The 14,371-nt window shown below is 42.2% G+C and carries 23 protein-coding genes; 16 read left to right on the forward strand and 7 right to left on the reverse strand.

The annotated features are described in order from the left end of the window. Positions 1 to 41: 41 nt before the first annotated feature. Positions 42 to 1,010 (reverse strand): integron integrase, encoded by a 969-nt coding sequence (locus tag ACFI6J_RS20400; protein WP_061439372.1) that lies wholly within the window; start codon positions 1,008 to 1,010, stop codon positions 42 to 44. A 723-nt stretch (positions 1,011 to 1,733) separates the two neighbouring features. Between ACFI6J_RS20400 and ACFI6J_RS20405 the strand changes: the two genes are divergently transcribed. The 8 genes from ACFI6J_RS20405 to ACFI6J_RS20440 all read left to right on the forward strand — a co-directional run bounded on the left by ACFI6J_RS20405 (position 1,734) and on the right by ACFI6J_RS20440 (position 6,107). Continuing rightward, a complete protein-coding gene (locus ACFI6J_RS20405) occupies positions 1,734 to 2,003 on the forward strand; it encodes a hypothetical protein (RefSeq protein WP_156078433.1) in 270 nt (89 codons plus the stop codon). A gap of 153 nt (positions 2,004 to 2,156) precedes the next feature. Further along, complete coding sequence (locus ACFI6J_RS20410) at positions 2,157 to 2,963, forward strand: helix-turn-helix domain-containing protein (RefSeq protein ID WP_462586352.1); 807 nt, start codon at positions 2,157 to 2,159, stop codon at positions 2,961 to 2,963. Positions 2,964 to 3,006: 43 nt separating this feature from the next. Then, positions 3,007 to 3,405, forward strand: coding sequence for a VOC family protein (locus tag ACFI6J_RS20415; protein ID WP_371343094.1), 399 nt, complete (start codon positions 3,007 to 3,009; stop codon positions 3,403 to 3,405). A gap of 519 nt (positions 3,406 to 3,924) precedes the next feature. Beyond that, a complete protein-coding gene (locus ACFI6J_RS20420; RefSeq protein WP_159582046.1) occupies positions 3,925 to 4,287 on the forward strand; it encodes a hypothetical protein in 363 nt (120 codons plus the stop codon). Between the two features lie 124 nt (positions 4,288 to 4,411). Further along, on the forward strand, positions 4,412 to 4,735 hold the full coding sequence (locus ACFI6J_RS20425) for a low molecular weight protein tyrosine phosphatase family protein (protein ID WP_061439362.1): 324 nt from the start codon (positions 4,412 to 4,414) through the stop codon (positions 4,733 to 4,735). 149 nt (positions 4,736 to 4,884) lie between these two features. Further along, positions 4,885 to 5,163 (forward strand): hypothetical protein, encoded by a 279-nt coding sequence (locus ACFI6J_RS20430; protein ID WP_061439357.1) that lies wholly within the window; start codon positions 4,885 to 4,887, stop codon positions 5,161 to 5,163. Between the two features lie 128 nt (positions 5,164 to 5,291). Continuing rightward, entirely contained in the window at positions 5,292 to 5,696 is a 405-nt protein-coding gene (locus ACFI6J_RS20435) for a hypothetical protein (RefSeq protein WP_158511548.1), read from the forward strand. A gap of 132 nt (positions 5,697 to 5,828) precedes the next feature. Beyond that, positions 5,829 to 6,107, forward strand: a complete 279-nt coding sequence (locus ACFI6J_RS20440; protein WP_061439357.1) for a hypothetical protein — start codon at positions 5,829 to 5,831, stop codon at positions 6,105 to 6,107. 111 nt (positions 6,108 to 6,218) lie between these two features. Here the strand turns inward: ACFI6J_RS20440 and ACFI6J_RS20445 are convergent, their stop codons facing one another. Together ACFI6J_RS20445 and ACFI6J_RS20450 are read right to left on the reverse strand one after the other, a co-directional pair. After that, positions 6,219 to 6,509 carry a type II toxin-antitoxin system RelE/ParE family toxin gene (locus tag ACFI6J_RS20445; protein ID WP_061439355.1) on the reverse strand — a complete coding sequence of 97 codons (291 nt, stop codon included), beginning with the start codon at positions 6,507 to 6,509 and terminating at the stop codon, positions 6,219 to 6,221. Further along, positions 6,502 to 6,723 carry a TA system antitoxin ParD family protein gene (locus tag ACFI6J_RS20450; RefSeq protein WP_012518669.1) on the reverse strand — a complete coding sequence of 74 codons (222 nt, stop codon included), beginning with the start codon at positions 6,721 to 6,723 and terminating at the stop codon, positions 6,502 to 6,504. Before ACFI6J_RS20450 ends, ACFI6J_RS20445 begins: the two co-directional genes overlap by 8 nt. 185 nt (positions 6,724 to 6,908) lie before the next feature. Between ACFI6J_RS20450 and ACFI6J_RS20455 the strand changes: the two genes are divergently transcribed. The 3 genes from ACFI6J_RS20455 (at position 6,909) to ACFI6J_RS20465 (ending at position 8,718) form a co-directional block, all read left to right on the forward strand. Then, on the forward strand, positions 6,909 to 7,265 hold the full coding sequence (locus ACFI6J_RS20455; RefSeq protein ID WP_061439353.1) for a hypothetical protein: 357 nt from the start codon (positions 6,909 to 6,911) through the stop codon (positions 7,263 to 7,265). A 787-nt stretch (positions 7,266 to 8,052) separates the two neighbouring features. Then, positions 8,053 to 8,346 (forward strand): hypothetical protein, encoded by a 294-nt coding sequence (locus ACFI6J_RS20460; RefSeq protein ID WP_061439350.1) that lies wholly within the window; start codon positions 8,053 to 8,055, stop codon positions 8,344 to 8,346. A 138-nt stretch (positions 8,347 to 8,484) separates the two neighbouring features. After that, positions 8,485 to 8,718: a DUF6429 family protein gene (locus tag ACFI6J_RS20465; protein WP_044056436.1), complete on the forward strand. Its 234-nt coding sequence runs from the start codon at positions 8,485 to 8,487 to the stop codon at positions 8,716 to 8,718. Positions 8,719 to 8,897: 179 nt separating this feature from the next. Here the strand turns inward: ACFI6J_RS20465 and ACFI6J_RS20470 are convergent, their stop codons facing one another. Beyond that, the gene (locus ACFI6J_RS20470; RefSeq protein WP_061439348.1) at positions 8,898 to 9,152 is read right to left on the reverse strand and encodes a hypothetical protein; all 255 of its coding nucleotides are present in this window, start codon (positions 9,150 to 9,152) and stop codon (positions 8,898 to 8,900) included. 492 nt (positions 9,153 to 9,644) lie between these two features. Next, entirely contained in the window at positions 9,645 to 10,799 is a 1,155-nt protein-coding gene (locus ACFI6J_RS20475; RefSeq protein WP_061439346.1) for an IS110 family RNA-guided transposase, read from the reverse strand. A gap of 133 nt (positions 10,800 to 10,932) precedes the next feature. Here ACFI6J_RS20475 and ACFI6J_RS20480 point away from each other — a divergent pair, with 133 nt between their 5' ends. After that, positions 10,933 to 11,358: a hypothetical protein gene (locus ACFI6J_RS20480; RefSeq protein WP_462586353.1), complete on the forward strand. Its 426-nt coding sequence runs from the start codon at positions 10,933 to 10,935 to the stop codon at positions 11,356 to 11,358. A gap of 110 nt (positions 11,359 to 11,468) precedes the next feature. Here the strand turns inward: ACFI6J_RS20480 and ACFI6J_RS20485 are convergent, their stop codons facing one another. Next, a complete protein-coding gene (locus ACFI6J_RS20485; protein ID WP_159120624.1) occupies positions 11,469 to 11,759 on the reverse strand; it encodes a type II toxin-antitoxin system RelE/ParE family toxin in 291 nt (96 codons plus the stop codon). Continuing rightward, entirely contained in the window at positions 11,752 to 11,973 is a 222-nt protein-coding gene (locus tag ACFI6J_RS20490; protein WP_012518669.1) for a TA system antitoxin ParD family protein, read from the reverse strand. Before ACFI6J_RS20490 ends, ACFI6J_RS20485 begins: the two co-directional genes overlap by 8 nt. A gap of 258 nt (positions 11,974 to 12,231) precedes the next feature. Here ACFI6J_RS20490 and ACFI6J_RS20495 point away from each other — a divergent pair, with 258 nt between their 5' ends. The 4 genes from ACFI6J_RS20495 to ACFI6J_RS20510 all read left to right on the forward strand — a co-directional run. Further along, positions 12,232 to 12,564 carry a hypothetical protein gene (locus ACFI6J_RS20495; RefSeq protein ID WP_462586354.1) on the forward strand — a complete coding sequence of 111 codons (333 nt, stop codon included), beginning with the start codon at positions 12,232 to 12,234 and terminating at the stop codon, positions 12,562 to 12,564. Between the two features lie 545 nt (positions 12,565 to 13,109). Then, on the forward strand, positions 13,110 to 13,505 hold the full coding sequence (locus tag ACFI6J_RS20500; protein WP_462586355.1) for a hypothetical protein: 396 nt from the start codon (positions 13,110 to 13,112) through the stop codon (positions 13,503 to 13,505). A gap of 116 nt (positions 13,506 to 13,621) precedes the next feature. Beyond that, a complete protein-coding gene (locus tag ACFI6J_RS20505; protein ID WP_462586356.1) occupies positions 13,622 to 14,002 on the forward strand; it encodes a hypothetical protein in 381 nt (126 codons plus the stop codon). Positions 14,003 to 14,142: 140 nt separating this feature from the next. Further along, on the forward strand, positions 14,143 to 14,371 hold a 229-nt coding region (locus ACFI6J_RS20510; protein ID WP_462586357.1), incomplete at its 3' end, for a phosphotyrosine protein phosphatase.

Raw genomic sequence — 14,371 nt, forward strand, 5'->3', positions numbered from 1 at the left:
AAGGGCCTTCGGGCCCTTTTTTGTTTCCGTGAACAAGAAAACTAAAACGCTAAATTAGAAAGTGGGCTGACAACACCATTAGCCCCTTGTTGAAGTATATGGGTATAGATTTGAGTAGTTCTAACATCGGCGTGACCTAGTTGGTCTTGCACTGTTCTGATGTCTGCACCTGATTGCAGTAAATGCGTAGCAAATGAGTGACGAAGCGTGTGTGGCGTAACATGCTTAATTATTCCCGCATCACCTGAAGCACGACTTACCGCGCGCTGTATCTGTTTTTCATCTATATGATGACGCCGTAATAGCTTGCTTTCTGGATCGATACTTAACTTTGATGCAGGAAACAAATACTGCCATTCCAGCGTTTTATTGCGCTGTTGATACTTTTTCCTCAACCCATGTGGAATCCAAGCACCAGCAAAGTCTGGCACCATCAAATCTCGTTGCAAAAGTTTTTCACTTTCACTGATATGATTTTTTAAAAGTGGGATCAGTGATTCTGACAGCGTTACCACTCGATGCTTGCCACCTTTCCCAAACCAAATCCTCACACACTTGTAGTCGAAGTCTATATCTCCCGTTCTAAGACGCACGCACTCCATTAATCGAAGGCCACTGCCATAAAGAAGTGCTACTGCTAAGTAATGATGGGTAGGCACCCTACCAAGCAATGCTTTTACTTCTAACTGGGTTAGCACAACTGGCAGCTTTCTTTCCCTTCCGCTTCCTACAAAATTCATGTCAGAAGGGAGTGGCTGTTCTAAATACTTGTTGTACAGGAAGACCAATGCATTAAGTGCTGTGGCTTGTGTAGACCGCGCATTTTTTCGCTTGGTAGATAGATGCGTAAGGTATGCTTCAACATGCAGAACATCGAGGTCCTTAGGATGCTGTAATTTGTGAAAACGAATGTAGTCTGAAATCCAGTTTATGTAGGTTTGTATAGTACGTTTTGCATAGCGCTTGAGCATCATGTGCTCGTACAGGGATTTAATAAACTGAGACTTCATATTCGACTCCAAAATAAAAGAAGTCTATTTAATAAATTGCAACGAGATAACTGACTTTAGTAACTGTTTTGTTGCAAAGGCTCTCACGAAATATCCCAAATTCACCTGCAACCCGATTTGGTGTTTTTAGCTTTTGAGTAAAATACACCAAAAACGTATTTTACTAATCCTTTCGATAGGTTATGGTTTAATCATATTTATAACCAAACGGACAAAAACCCCGTTCTGGTTCGTTAAATCGCCCCGTTTAGGGAACGATTAAATTGTTATGTTGCAAGGAACATCAATTGAGTTTCAGATGTAAAAAGTGTGGTTGCTCTATACACCCAACGGAAGTCAAAGTTCCGGGTAATTATTCCCATTACAAATGCCCCGTATGTGGAGTTAGTGTCTCTCTTGGAAGATCTAAAGGTGTTTTGGCCCTTTTAGGAATTGCATTTTTAGTTTGGGCTTTTTCGTTTAGCCTTTATCATTTAACTCACTAGAGTGCGCTTTTCAAATGGTTAATTGGCGAACAAAATAGTTCAGGGATGTCTTAACGTTGAGTAACATAACAAAAAAATCATGTCGCCCGCAGGCGGGCTGGGACACAAACATGCAGGCGGCTTCGCCATTGTAGCCTGCCTGTTTGTGCCCCATATTTAGGTGTTATGTGCTTCTACACTTTTCAGCGAACAATGTGCTATTGTTCAAAAGCAGAACAATAGTAATAGGGAACAGAACATGGATTGGTTAATTATTGGGTATATAACCTTCTCAATATTTATTGTCGGACTAACGGCTCTCTACATCAACAAGCCTCATTTATTTCAAGTCACATATGTTCAATGGCCATGGCTCCATAAACTAGCTTTTGCATTTGCATGCGGTTTTCTTCCTTTTGCGCTGTTTGCAAATTGGTATTGGTTTATTCTTGGCATCACATTAACTTTGTTTATATACGTCATCTTACACCGCCAAAAATACTTGGCTTTTATCAAACTGCGCACATAACAAACACATTAAGCCGCTTCGCTGGGACAGTAACACGTGGGCTCTGTCGCTTCGCTCGGATTTTAGCCCACGTGTTACTGCCCCTTATGTGGGTGTTAGATTTCTCGAGGGCTGGTAGCCAGAAAAGCTTATGTTTTGTATATCAATACTAAAATGTTTTTAGAGTATAACCCGATTCAAGGAAAAGTCGCTGACGACCGCGCCTATAAAACGTGGCAGATATTGCCGCCGTTAAATCGTTGGGTGCAATCGTATTGGCAGCTCACAGTCCCCAAAGGCCAGTTTCAATACCATAGTGTGCCGGATAACTGTGTTGATTGGATCATCAATCTAGATTGCTTCGACGATAATTTTCTTATTCCGCCATTTCTCTCATCTACTTTATTTCATATCGATGGCCCAGCGTCTTTTTTTGGTATTCGTTTTCGAATTCTAGGGCATAAAGGCTTGATCTCTGTGCCTTTAGGGGAATGGGGTGAGGCTGGTAGTGTAAAGGCGGAAGACTTATTACCCGCAGATGTCGTTTACTCTGTATTTGAAGTCATTAATAATGCAAAGAGCTTTGATAAGCGCTGCAATAGCTTGTCGGCAGTAATACTTTCTGCCATAACGTTTGCCAACGTTGACCCTCGCCTAGCTCGTTACATTCGATACTGTTACGAAAATGTCAGCTCTAATCTTGACCTGTCAGATAGCCGGAGCTCTGAATTTGGTGTGTCTGCACGTCAGCTTAGACGGTTGGCCAAACAGCACGTTGGCTTACTTCCCAAAGATTTTGGCAAGGTGCTAAGATTTCAGAGTGCTCTCAAAGCGATGAATGCACCGCAACACAGCAAGGCCTACCTAGATCATTACTACGACCAGCCCCATTTTGTGCGCGAATTTAAACGTTTGTCTGGAGTCACACCGACACAGTTCAGAAAAATGTCCGTTTTATACAATCACTGCTCTTCTGAGTGAAGAATAATGTTATTCATCTAATCAACGGTAAGAGGTTAATAATATGATTGAAATAGACGCGATGTTTCCTGTGATGGTAACGGCAAATTTAGAAGCGGTGAAAGCATTCTATGAATCCGTGTTTGGCTTTAATGCCGTATTTTACGACGCTGACTTTTACTTGCATTTGGTGTCACCCAATTCAGGTGTTCAGCTTGGCTTCTTGATGCCAGAGCACGCAAGCCAGCCAGACTTTCTTCGACCATTAATGTCTCCCGATGGCTATGTGATATCACTAGAAGTTAAAGATGCAGCTCACGCCTATGCCGAAGCACAAAAAATGGATTTGACGATGGCTATGGAGCTCAAAGAAGAAGTTTGGGGACAGGTACATTTTATCCTGGAAGACCCGGCAGGTTTTCGAATCGACGTGGTCCAACATTTAGAAGTTTCTGGTAATTAGTCAGAGCAAAATCTAACAAGGCGCTGCACTCGGAAAAATTACTCACTACGCTCCTAATTTTCCGGTGAGCGCAGCGTTATAAGGCGTCAGCCTAAACTCCATTTGGCTTAATCTAAATCTCAGTACAACTGCCCTAACCTTTTCTAATTAGCATCGCTCTGGCTTGTGGTAGGTTTAAATCCGCCGCTTTCACTTCAAAGGTGGTGTAATAGGCGCTTTATCGCCAAGATATTAGCTGAACCTCGCAAGCGCCATTACACTGGATAGTCCAACTGGCGGCTAGCTTCTGTCAAATCAAAACCTTTACTGCACCGTCGTTTTGCTTGTTTGTGTTAACAATCAATCGTATGCTGGCTTCATTAGTTTTTAAAAAGACCAAAGGAACTGGCTCTGCTTATAACAAGGCGCTTAAGACCACTCCCTTCGGTCGCTCGGACGCATTTACGCGGGGCGGCTTCGCCATTATGCCCCACGCAAATGCGCCGCTTAGCTTAATGTTAGGTGCTAAAAGGAAAAATTATGAAATCATGGAATGAATTAACTAATCTACAACGCGCAGTTATCGGTATCGCAATGGTTGTTGCGGCGGCAGTTTTGCCAGAGATAGCCTTCTTAGTTCAATTAGGTGGTATGGAAGTCGCATTTGCTCTCGTTTTTGCTAGCCTAGCTCCCATCATTTCTTGGTTCTCAACAAAATACCAAGCAATTAAAGAATGTTTACAAACCTCAATAGTGGCTTTGAGACATAGTGCATCTGCTAAACCTTCCGTTTTCTTCGTACAAGCTTCTTTTTGTGCAGCCGCACTTCTATTTACAAGTTCGGGCTTATTGGCTTTTTACTTTTTTATGCCTAGTATGCTGCTAAATGGGGTCTTGGCGTGAGCGCACCTAACAAGCCAATAAACGCACTCACTACGTTCGCTGGGACGCATACACGCGGGGCGGCTGCGCCATTATGCCCCACATGTCTGCGCCCGTTATTGGAAAGTTATGTACTTAAGGAAATATGAACCTATTATTTGTTTGTTCAGAAAATCGTTTGCGTAGCCCAACCGGTGAAGAAGTCTTTTCTCAATATGAAGGGGTCAACGCAATCGGGTGCGGCACAAATGCAGATGCCGAAACACCGCTTTCAGGCGACCTTATAGAATGGGCCGACGCCATTTTAGTTATGGAAAAAACTCACAGAAACAAAGTTGCCAAAAAGTACAAAGATTTACTCAAAGGTAAAAAACTGGCGTGCTTAGACATACCAGACAACTACGAGCGCATGCAGCCCGAACTTGTTCGCCTTTTAAAAAGTAAGGTCCCAAGGTTTGTACGGTTGTAATTGGCACGTACATAACAACTCAATAAACTCGCTCACTTCGTTCGCTGGGACGCATACACGCAGGGCGGCTTCGCCATTATGCCCCACGTGCCTTCGCCCGTTATTGAAAAGTTTTATATTTAAAGGTACATTAACCAAGGAAGTTTAAATTGAAACCATTTTCCTCTGTTGAATCTCGCAATTTTAGTACATTGCTTTTAGTTACCAGAATAGCTGCTAGTTTTTCGTTTTTATTATTTATTTTAGGAATAGGCGTAACGCTGTGGACGTCCTTCACCGAATCACTTCAGAATGCAATTACATTCATGCCCGTAATTGTTTGGTCCATTTTGATCTTTTTGTTCGCTGGTATTATTGCTGTGCTTGTCTCTATAGAGGAGCATTTGAGAATGCAAGAAGTGCGCGATGTAAGAAACAGCAAAATATAACAAAAAAATAAAGTCGTGGGCTAAAGCCCACTGGGACGCTAACACGCAGGGCCACTTCGTTATTATGCCCTACGTGTTATCGCCCCTTATTTAAAAGTTAGGTGCCTGTTCAAACTAATAAGGATGTTATGAAAAATAGAATTATATTTACGACCTCACTGCTCTGCCTTTCTCTTGCAGCTTGTAGCAAGCAAGCTCAGATGAAAACTAATTTCTTTATTCAACAAAATAGCATTTCTGAATTCACTATTCCGGAGCTCTTAGAAGACCTAGATTCGTTACCAAACCAAATAAATGGCTGCGATGTTAGTCATCATAAAGCAACAGATGAACTGTTTGTACAATGCTCTAAAAAAGGGTTCAATTATACAAATAAGCAAGTCAGTTCAGCACTCTCAGGAGCCCTCGGCTTCAGTAGCACAGAGCAATTCGGGCAATATAATTTTAGATGGAAGACGGGTGCAGCTTCTTGTTCAATTGCAATAGAAGAAGATAATGATATTTTTGAGCTTTGGTGTGGCAAAGGCACCTAACAAGCCAATTAACACACTCACTTCGTTCGCTGGGACGCAGACACGCCGGGCGGCTTCGCCATTATGCCCCACGTGTCTGCGCCCGTTATCGGAAAGTTATATTTAAAGGTACATTAACCAAGGAAGTTTAAATTGAAACCATTTTCCTCTGTTGAATCTCGCAATTTTAGTACATTGCTTTTAGTTACCAGAATAGCTGCTAGTTTTTCGTTTTTATTATTTATTTTAGGAATAGGCGTAACGCTGTGGACGTCCTTCACCGAATCACTTCAGAATGCAATTACATTCATGCCCGTAATTGTTTGGTCCATTTTGATCTTTTTGTTCGCTGGTATTATTGCTGTGCTTGTCTCTATAGAGGAGCATTTGAGAATGCAAGAAGTGCGCGATGTAAGAAACAGCAAAATATAACAAAAAAATAAAGTCGTGGGCTAAAGCCCACTGGGACGCTAACACGCAGGGCCACTTCGTTATTATGCCCTACGTGTTATCGCCCCTTATTTAAAAGTTATACGCAATAGGTCAGAATAACTTTTTAACATCGCGGTAAAAGTTTTCATGAGAACCAAGAGCTATTAATTCAAGTATTACAGTGCCGTCCTCGTAGCTGTAACCTAATAAGGTTAACTGCTTAACCATCTTGAACTTGTACACGCGAAGAAAAGCAAGGTCGCCTTTTTTCTGTTCACCTAGAAGAGGATCATCCATCAGTTCCTTTACAGCTTTATCTAAGTCTTTTTTCTGATTCTTATGTAACTTCTTTACTGCTCTCTTAAAATTAGCTGTCTGTAAAACACTCGTAATCTTAGCCAAAATCGTAAGGCTCCAATTTTCCAGCCTCTTTTTCCGCTTTGGAAATAATTGCCTGTTTCACGAATTCGTATGGTAAATCAGGATTATCTTCCATCATTTCACCTATTTTTGCCCAGTGCTCAATCTGTTTTGGCATAGTTCGGTTCAGTGCTTTGCCCATAATAGTAGCTTTCTCAACTAGATCTTGGTCTAGTCTTACGCTCGCGGTTGCCATAATATGTCTCCTAATAGTTCATTACCATATTGTAGCAATGCGCTACAGGTGTGGCAAATTGCGTATAACAATCGCATCAACACTCGCTGCGCTCGCTAGGGACAAAAATACGTAGGCTCCCAGCGCTTCGCTTGGTATTGTAGCCTACATATTTTTGCCCGTTATGCGGGTGTTAGGTGTCAGGGATGAAAACAATACTACTGTCATTTTTTATCATTATATTAGTTGGGTGCACATCAGTCGCCAAACCTACTATTCATCTCCATTCAATCGGAGTTAATAAGACAAAGTTAGCTAACCTGAGAATCAAATTAGAAAAAAGTGGATATACCGTAGTAACTGGCAATCAAGACTTCTCTCACTTCTTATTTACGCCACTTATAGTTGTTCCAAAAAATTCAAAGTTCAGCACTCCAGAACTTCAACAACAAATAACCAATACTTTAGGCTCTATCCCAATTGTCAAACGTGGTAACTTTAAAAACCATAAGTATTCGGGCGACCATATTGGTGTATATCTTCGGGGAAACAATGCCACCTAACAACTCAATAAACTCGCTCACTTCGTTCGCTGGGACGCATACACGCGGGGCGGCTTCGCCATTATGCCCCACGTGTCTGCGCCCGTTATTGAAAAGTTATATGCTTTTCAGGAAGCTCATCAATAAGGAATTCTATGAATCTAAACGCTACATTTTGGGGGCAAGCACTCTTCATCCTCGCTTTAGTTGTAATTTTTCTTACCATCAAATTTGCTAAAGGAAAGGCTGACAATATCGGGTTGGTTGCCATTTACGCCTTCTTGCTCAACTTCTTGATTCCACCTGTTGGGTGGTTCTATTGTTACCGATGGGCAAATAAATAATTACCTAAAACAAATATCATCCTCTATGTAGCTAGGGTTTGTTTTTATTAAAGTGGATGTGTAAAAGGTTTTAAATTGTACGCATATAACAACTCAATCAACACACTCACTTCGTTCGCTGGGACGCATACACGCGGGGCGGCTTCGCCATTATGCCCCACATGTCTGCGCCCGTTATTGAAAAGTTATGTGCCAGAGAGGAGTTTGAATAATGTGGGCTAGTGGAACAGCTAAAACAACACAAATTGGTTACATAAATTCGAATAATCAAAAAAATCATGGCACTCGTGGCTTAAAAGGCTCGGATCACAACTCCGTCTCATACAAGATGGAATGTTTGTCACCGGGTTGCGGTAATATTTATGGGGCAAACGGTACAGACATTTTCCAACGTAAATGCCCAAAGTGTCAGGGTGGAAAGCAAGGAATTGATTATTAGTCGATTTTAAAGGTAATGGATAAAAATGGAATTTATAAATACGCTTAGTAACAACTCTGTCATCGGCGCATTTGTTGCTGGCGTGGCTGTATTGATGTGTGTTTCACTTTTTAAGTGGATTAACCGTCGCTTTTGTAAGGCTCCGAAAGTTTTCAAAACACTGGAAGCTGGTTTAGAAAAACACAATTGCAAGTTTCTTCCTACTTCCTATTTAGCCTCAGAAACGAATTACACCGTATCAGAAGTGGAAATACTGTGCACAATGCACCCTAAAATTATAAGAAATAAGAAGCAATTAGAATCGTGGTGTATTAAATAAGCGTGGCACATAACAAAAAAATTAAGTCACTCACTTCGTTCGCTGGGACGCATACATGCGGGGCGGCTTCGCCAATATACCCCACATGCCGGCGCCCCTTATTTAAAAGTTAGTAGCCATATGAAAATGGAGACAGCAGTGGAAATAGATGAAGATAAAATCGATGAAGCGGCACTTGCTCTGTTTTACCTTACTCTGCACGACAAGTTTGGTAGGGCTTGGAAGCAAATAGATTGGAGTATCACCGACCGACTTTATGAAAAAGGTTATATTCACGACCCTGTTGGCAAATCAAAGTCTGTTGTTTTAACTGAAGAAGGGCTCGCCAAATCAGAAGAGCTATTCAAAAAGTTATTCGTCAAAAGTGAGTGAGTATTGTGCGTATAGCTCAGCTGTTACTCTAGGATGTATCAGCGTGGCAACTAACAAGCCAATTAACGCACTCACTTCGTTCGCTGGGACGCATACACGCGGGGCGGCTGCGCCATTATGCCCCACATGTCTGCGCCCGTTATTGGAAAGTTAGTTGCCAAGGGCCATATGAGAAGCCTTCAATTACTTAGTTTATTATCTTTATTTATATCGGTCTGCTTATCGTATTGGGTCTTAGCTCCAATAGAACCTGACTCAAGCGGGGCATCTGCAGGTGCTGCTGGCCTCTTATTAATGTTTATAGTGCTTCCACTATTTTGTTGCTCAGCTTTGGGCTCTATCACTTCGACAGTTGCGCTACTAAGCCCTAAAATACGAAAGACTTTTAACTTTACAGGTTTGTTTTGGCGCTTTATTTGGTTTCTCAACGCCATTATATCTTTAGGCTATATCGCGTTTGGGCTATATGTGACATATGCTAATATTTTCGGCTAAGGCAACTAACAAAACACTAAAGGCACTCGCGCTGCTCGCTGGGACGCTAACACATGGGCTGCGTCACTTCGTTCCTAATTTTAGCCCATGTGTTATCGCCCCTTAGTGGGGTGTTGGTATGACTCCCTTTGTCAACCCTGAACGAGCGCTTCCCTGACACTCTTTCAGCCCATAATTAGCTTTGTTTTTCGCTCATAATAAATGAACTAACGCACCGGGTGAGGCAGTAATGTCGTCGGTTAGTATGCTGGTATTCGTAGGTTACTCATTCGTTGAATGAGCAGAGCTGACCTTACATGTTCCGCCGTAGCACCTTCTCATCAGTCTAGGCTCGTGGATCAATCATGATTAAGTGATTGCCATCATAACGCCCTCGTAGGTTGTGCCACATTCCGCGGCCTGATCCGAATGCGTTAGCTCAAACTCGTTTATCATGCAGGTACTCGGCTCAGCCTTAGTTTTGGATTAACCGGTGTAAGTACCACTTCTTTTGCGATAGCCCAGATATATGCGGCCATTTCTCTGGCTATCGCGGTAATGATTAAATTGTAGTGTTTACCCTTTTTACTCATGCGCTGATAGCGTTTGCACAAACGCAGCTGAGCTTTCCAGGCGATATCAACAATGTCTTTGGATAAACCTTCTTGCCTTAACTGTAATTCGGTAGAGACATTCGCTGGATACCGGTAGCTATGCGCTCCTTCAATCAGTAAACGCCTTGCTCTGCCGTTGCCGGCTTTGGTAATGGCTCCTAAGTGTCGCTTTCCACCTGATGATTGTTCACTGGGAACTAAGCCCAGATAAGCCATGAGCTTTCTTGGGTGGTCGAAGCGATGTAGATCACCGAGTTCCGCCACAACACCAACGGCGACTAATAATCGAACACCGCGCATCGCTTGAATGGCTTTCACTACTGGATAATAACGCCATTGATGAACGTGGTGAGTTAATTCATTATCTAGCCTTTCCAGTCGACGGATGCGCTCTTCTATGGTTTGCAATTGTTCCTGCAAAACTATTTGCTGCGCCGGATGAGGCAATATCAATTCTGTAAGCCAGCGAAGGTGCTTCTTCGACCAGTTAGCAGTGCCTTCATAGCGTATGTTGCTGCGAAGCAGTAACGCTTTAAGCTGGTACTTGGCTTCCTTTAAATCCTTCATTGCGGCTTCTCGAGCTCGAGATAAATCCCGTACAGCTTCGTCCTCCGGCTCTGGTACATAGATGGGGGTAAGGTCTTCAGACTTTAGTGACCTAACGAGCTTAAGGGCATCCCGTCGGTCGGTTTTAATTCGCTCTCCTGGCTTTTTTGGAATAAGAGACGGTGCCACAACATAGCAACAATGCCCCAAGCTCGTTATCAGCCGATAAATCCAATAACCACACGGTCCTGCTTCATAAACCACGTGCAGTGTCGAGCCGGGATATTTAGATTCAAACTGACGTAGCAGCTTTTTGACACTGACTTTGGAAGAAGAGATACGGCCATAATGAACCGGACTCGCCCCACGCTGTTCCTCACAATAAGCAACCTCATGAAACTCTTTATGCGTATCCAACCCTATAAAAATCATGCTATGTTTGTTCATGCTAGCCTCCAAATTGATTTAGTATTGAACAAACTAATTATGGCTCTGGCTGAAAAGTTAACCCACGAAAATGCGGGGGCTAGCACTTTTACAGGGAGTCATTGTGTCTAGGTGCCAAAGGAAATTTGAACTCATGGATATGAAATTAGCTGTAGGGTTACTTGCGTTTTCCGGCGTAATTATCGGTGCCATACTTCAATACTTTTTTACTCGCCATATTGAAAATCAGCGTCATTCCCGAGAATTAAAATCAAAAGCTTACATGGACTATTTAAAGTGTGTTTGTGATCAGGCGCAACTTAGACCCAAAATGGGAAGTCAGGAGCAAAAGGATATTTTTGCCCGCACTGGAGATGCAAAAGCCAGAATTTGCCTTTATGGTTCTAATGACGCAATCGAGGCTTTCTCTGCTTTTGAAGTACTTGGTGCCGCTATGGCTACTAGCGAGCAAAGGAAGGCATTTACAAAAATGGTTTCAATCATGCGTACCGATTCTGGTAGTACTTTGGTAAGTAATATTAATGACATTCAAAATGTGCTTCTAGGGGCTCGGGAGTAGGCACCTAACAAACCAAGTAAGCGGGACAATTACACGTGGGCTCCCGTCACTTCGTTCCGTATTATAGCCCACGTGTAATTGCCCCTTCTTGGGGCGTTATACGCAATTGGTCAGAATAACTTTTTAACATCGCGATAAAAGTTTTCATGAGAGCCAAGTGCAATCAACTCAAGTATTACAGTGCCATCCTCGTAGCTGTAGCCTAATAAGGTTAACTGCTTAACCATCTTGAACTTGTGCACGCGAAGAAAGGCCAGGTCGCCTTTTTTCTGCTCACCTAGAAGAGGATCGGCCATTAGTTCCTTAACGGCTTTATCCAAATCTTTTTTCTGATTCTGATGTAACTTCTTTACTGCTCTCTTAAAATTAGCTGTCTGTAAAACACTTGTAATCTTAGCCAAAATCGTAAGGCTCCAATTTTCCAGCCTCTTTTTCAGCTTTGGAAATAATTGCCTGTTTCACGAATTCGTAGGGCAAATCAGGGTTATCTTCCATCATTTCACCTATCTTTGCCCAATGCTCAATCTGTTTTGGCATAGTTCGATTTAGTGCTTTTCCCATGATTGTAGCTTTCTCAACTAGATCTTGGTCTAGTCTTACGCTCGCGGTTGCCATAATATGTCTCCTAATGGTTACCCATCACATTGTAGCAATACGCTACAGGTGTGGCAAATTGCGCATACCAAACGCATTAACACTCGCTGCGCTCGCTAGGGACAAAAACACGTAGGCTCCCTGCGCTTCGCTTGGTATTGTAGCCTACGTATTTTTGCCCGTTATGCGGGTGTTATATGCCAAAGGAATACGGACATTATCTGGTTTAAAAAACTCAAAAGCCCTCACGTACCTTTAGGCATTCCAATAGAAGATGGATTGGCTATATTAAAAAAGATTGGCAGCCCCGTCTTTTTTGAGTCCGAAGAGGAAAGGCAATATAAAGTTTCAAATGCAGCTTACAATGTAGCTATTTATGAAACGGATGGCATTGTTTCAAGTGCTTGGTACGACGATCCCATTGGAAGGTCTTGGAACCTTGGGAGACAGAAAAAAGTAAATCTATACCTTTCTCGCTACGACAATATCAGTAACTGGGAAGCTAGGCTCAATAATGGATATATTCAGTTCTATTTTAACGACACGCTTGGATTGAGCATGTCTTATGGGTTACACAAAGATGTCATCAGGTTTAATAAACAAGGCATATAACAAGCCAATAAACACACTCACTTCGTTCGCTGGGACGCATACACGCAGGGCGGCTTCGCCATTATGCCCTACGTGCCTGCGCCCGTTATTGGAAAGTTAGTACCCTCGGAGCAGGAAGCTTGAAAGTAAAACCATCCAAAAAGCTATATCTAAAAATGCTGAGAAGTCTTTTGATAATGAGCGTTTTATTCGGTTTTACTGCATATGTCTGGTCAACTTCAGTTTATGAATGTATTTCTATCTTTTCGTGGGACTTTTGCGGCACTATTGGCCAAGCAGAATTAATTTACCCACTTTTTGCTTTAGATGTACTGTTAGCTTTTTATTTACTTTCGCCATTTTTTACCTATTTCAGCTATCGTGAAATAATTAAAAATAGGAATAAAATTAAATAATGTTGCTAGGTAGTATTGGGTTTACGGGTACTAACAAACGCATTAACTCGCTCGCGGGCTCGCTGGGACAATAACACGTAGGCTCAGTCGCTTCGCTCTAATTTTAGCCTACGTGTTATTGCCCGTTATGCGGGTGTTAGGTGCCAAAGTATGTACGCATCATTTAAAGAAATGCCGCCTGTTTTAAAATTTTTAACGGGAATGGCAATTTTCTTTATATTTCTTTTTTTGAAAGCCACGGTTCCCGGAATGTTTGGTACTTTCACGTACAATGGTGAAGTTCTAGAATTTAATGAAATATGGAAGCGTGGTTTCGGAGTGCCGTTAATTGTAATCGGTCTTTTAGTGCCACTCTCTGGCGTATCGATTCTTTTAAAACAAAAGTACTCTCGACATTTCTATTGCTTCGCCTTAGCTATCGCAGTTTCTATGCCAGCGGTAGAAGAAAGAGATTTTTACGCATTAGTATTTTTCTTAATAGTTCCAGTTGCCGCTGCGGTCTATCTTTTTTCATTCAATGAAGTTCGGCGGTATTATGGCACCTAACAAAAAAATTAAGTCACTCACTTCGTTCGCTGGGACGCAGACACGCAGGGCGGCTTCGCCATTATGCCCCACATGCCTGCGCCCCTTATTTAAAAGTTATGTTGCAAAGGAACTGCATGAATTTCACTGGTATATTTAAAACCATTTTCGGCATCGCAATAATCCAAATCATTCTCGGTATTGCTAGCGTATTTTGGAAGTTCGAATTTATGAATTCATTTACATTCCAGCTTGTTTCGAACTCTGTAGTTATTTTCTTCGCTCTGTCAGTCTTTGCATTCAAACAGCGTTATAGAACTTTACTTAACTTGATTGTCGCAGCAATTGCTCACTATGTATTGTCGTTTTTAGTAATGCTATTCTTAGCCGGTACAGTAAATTCACAAGGTGCATTAGCACTTGAATTTTTGCTTTTATGTTTCGTTGTGCCAAGTGCGTATTTAGCCGGAAAGTTTGCACAAGGATGTATTTACCCGCAACATAACAATCTGCTGTAGCCGCTCGCGGGCTCGCTGGGACACAAACACGGCGGCTGTGTCACTTCGTTCCGATTATAGCCGCCGTGTTTGCGCCCCTAAGCAGGGTGTTATGTACTTAAAGAAATATGAACCTTTTATTCGTTTGTTCAGAAAATAGATTGCGTAGTCCTACAGCCGAAGAAGTATTCTCTGAATATGACGGTGTTAACGCTATCGGATGCGGCACCAACCTGGATGCTGAGACACCTTTGTCTGGCGATCTCATCGAGTGGGCTGATGTTATTTTTGTCATGGAAAAGTCCCACAAAAATAAAGTATCGAAAAAATATAAAGAACTACTACAAGGCAAAAAATTAGCCTGCTTGGATATACCAGACAATTATGATC

This window comes from Alteromonas sp. G4i13 (genome assembly GCF_054960505.1).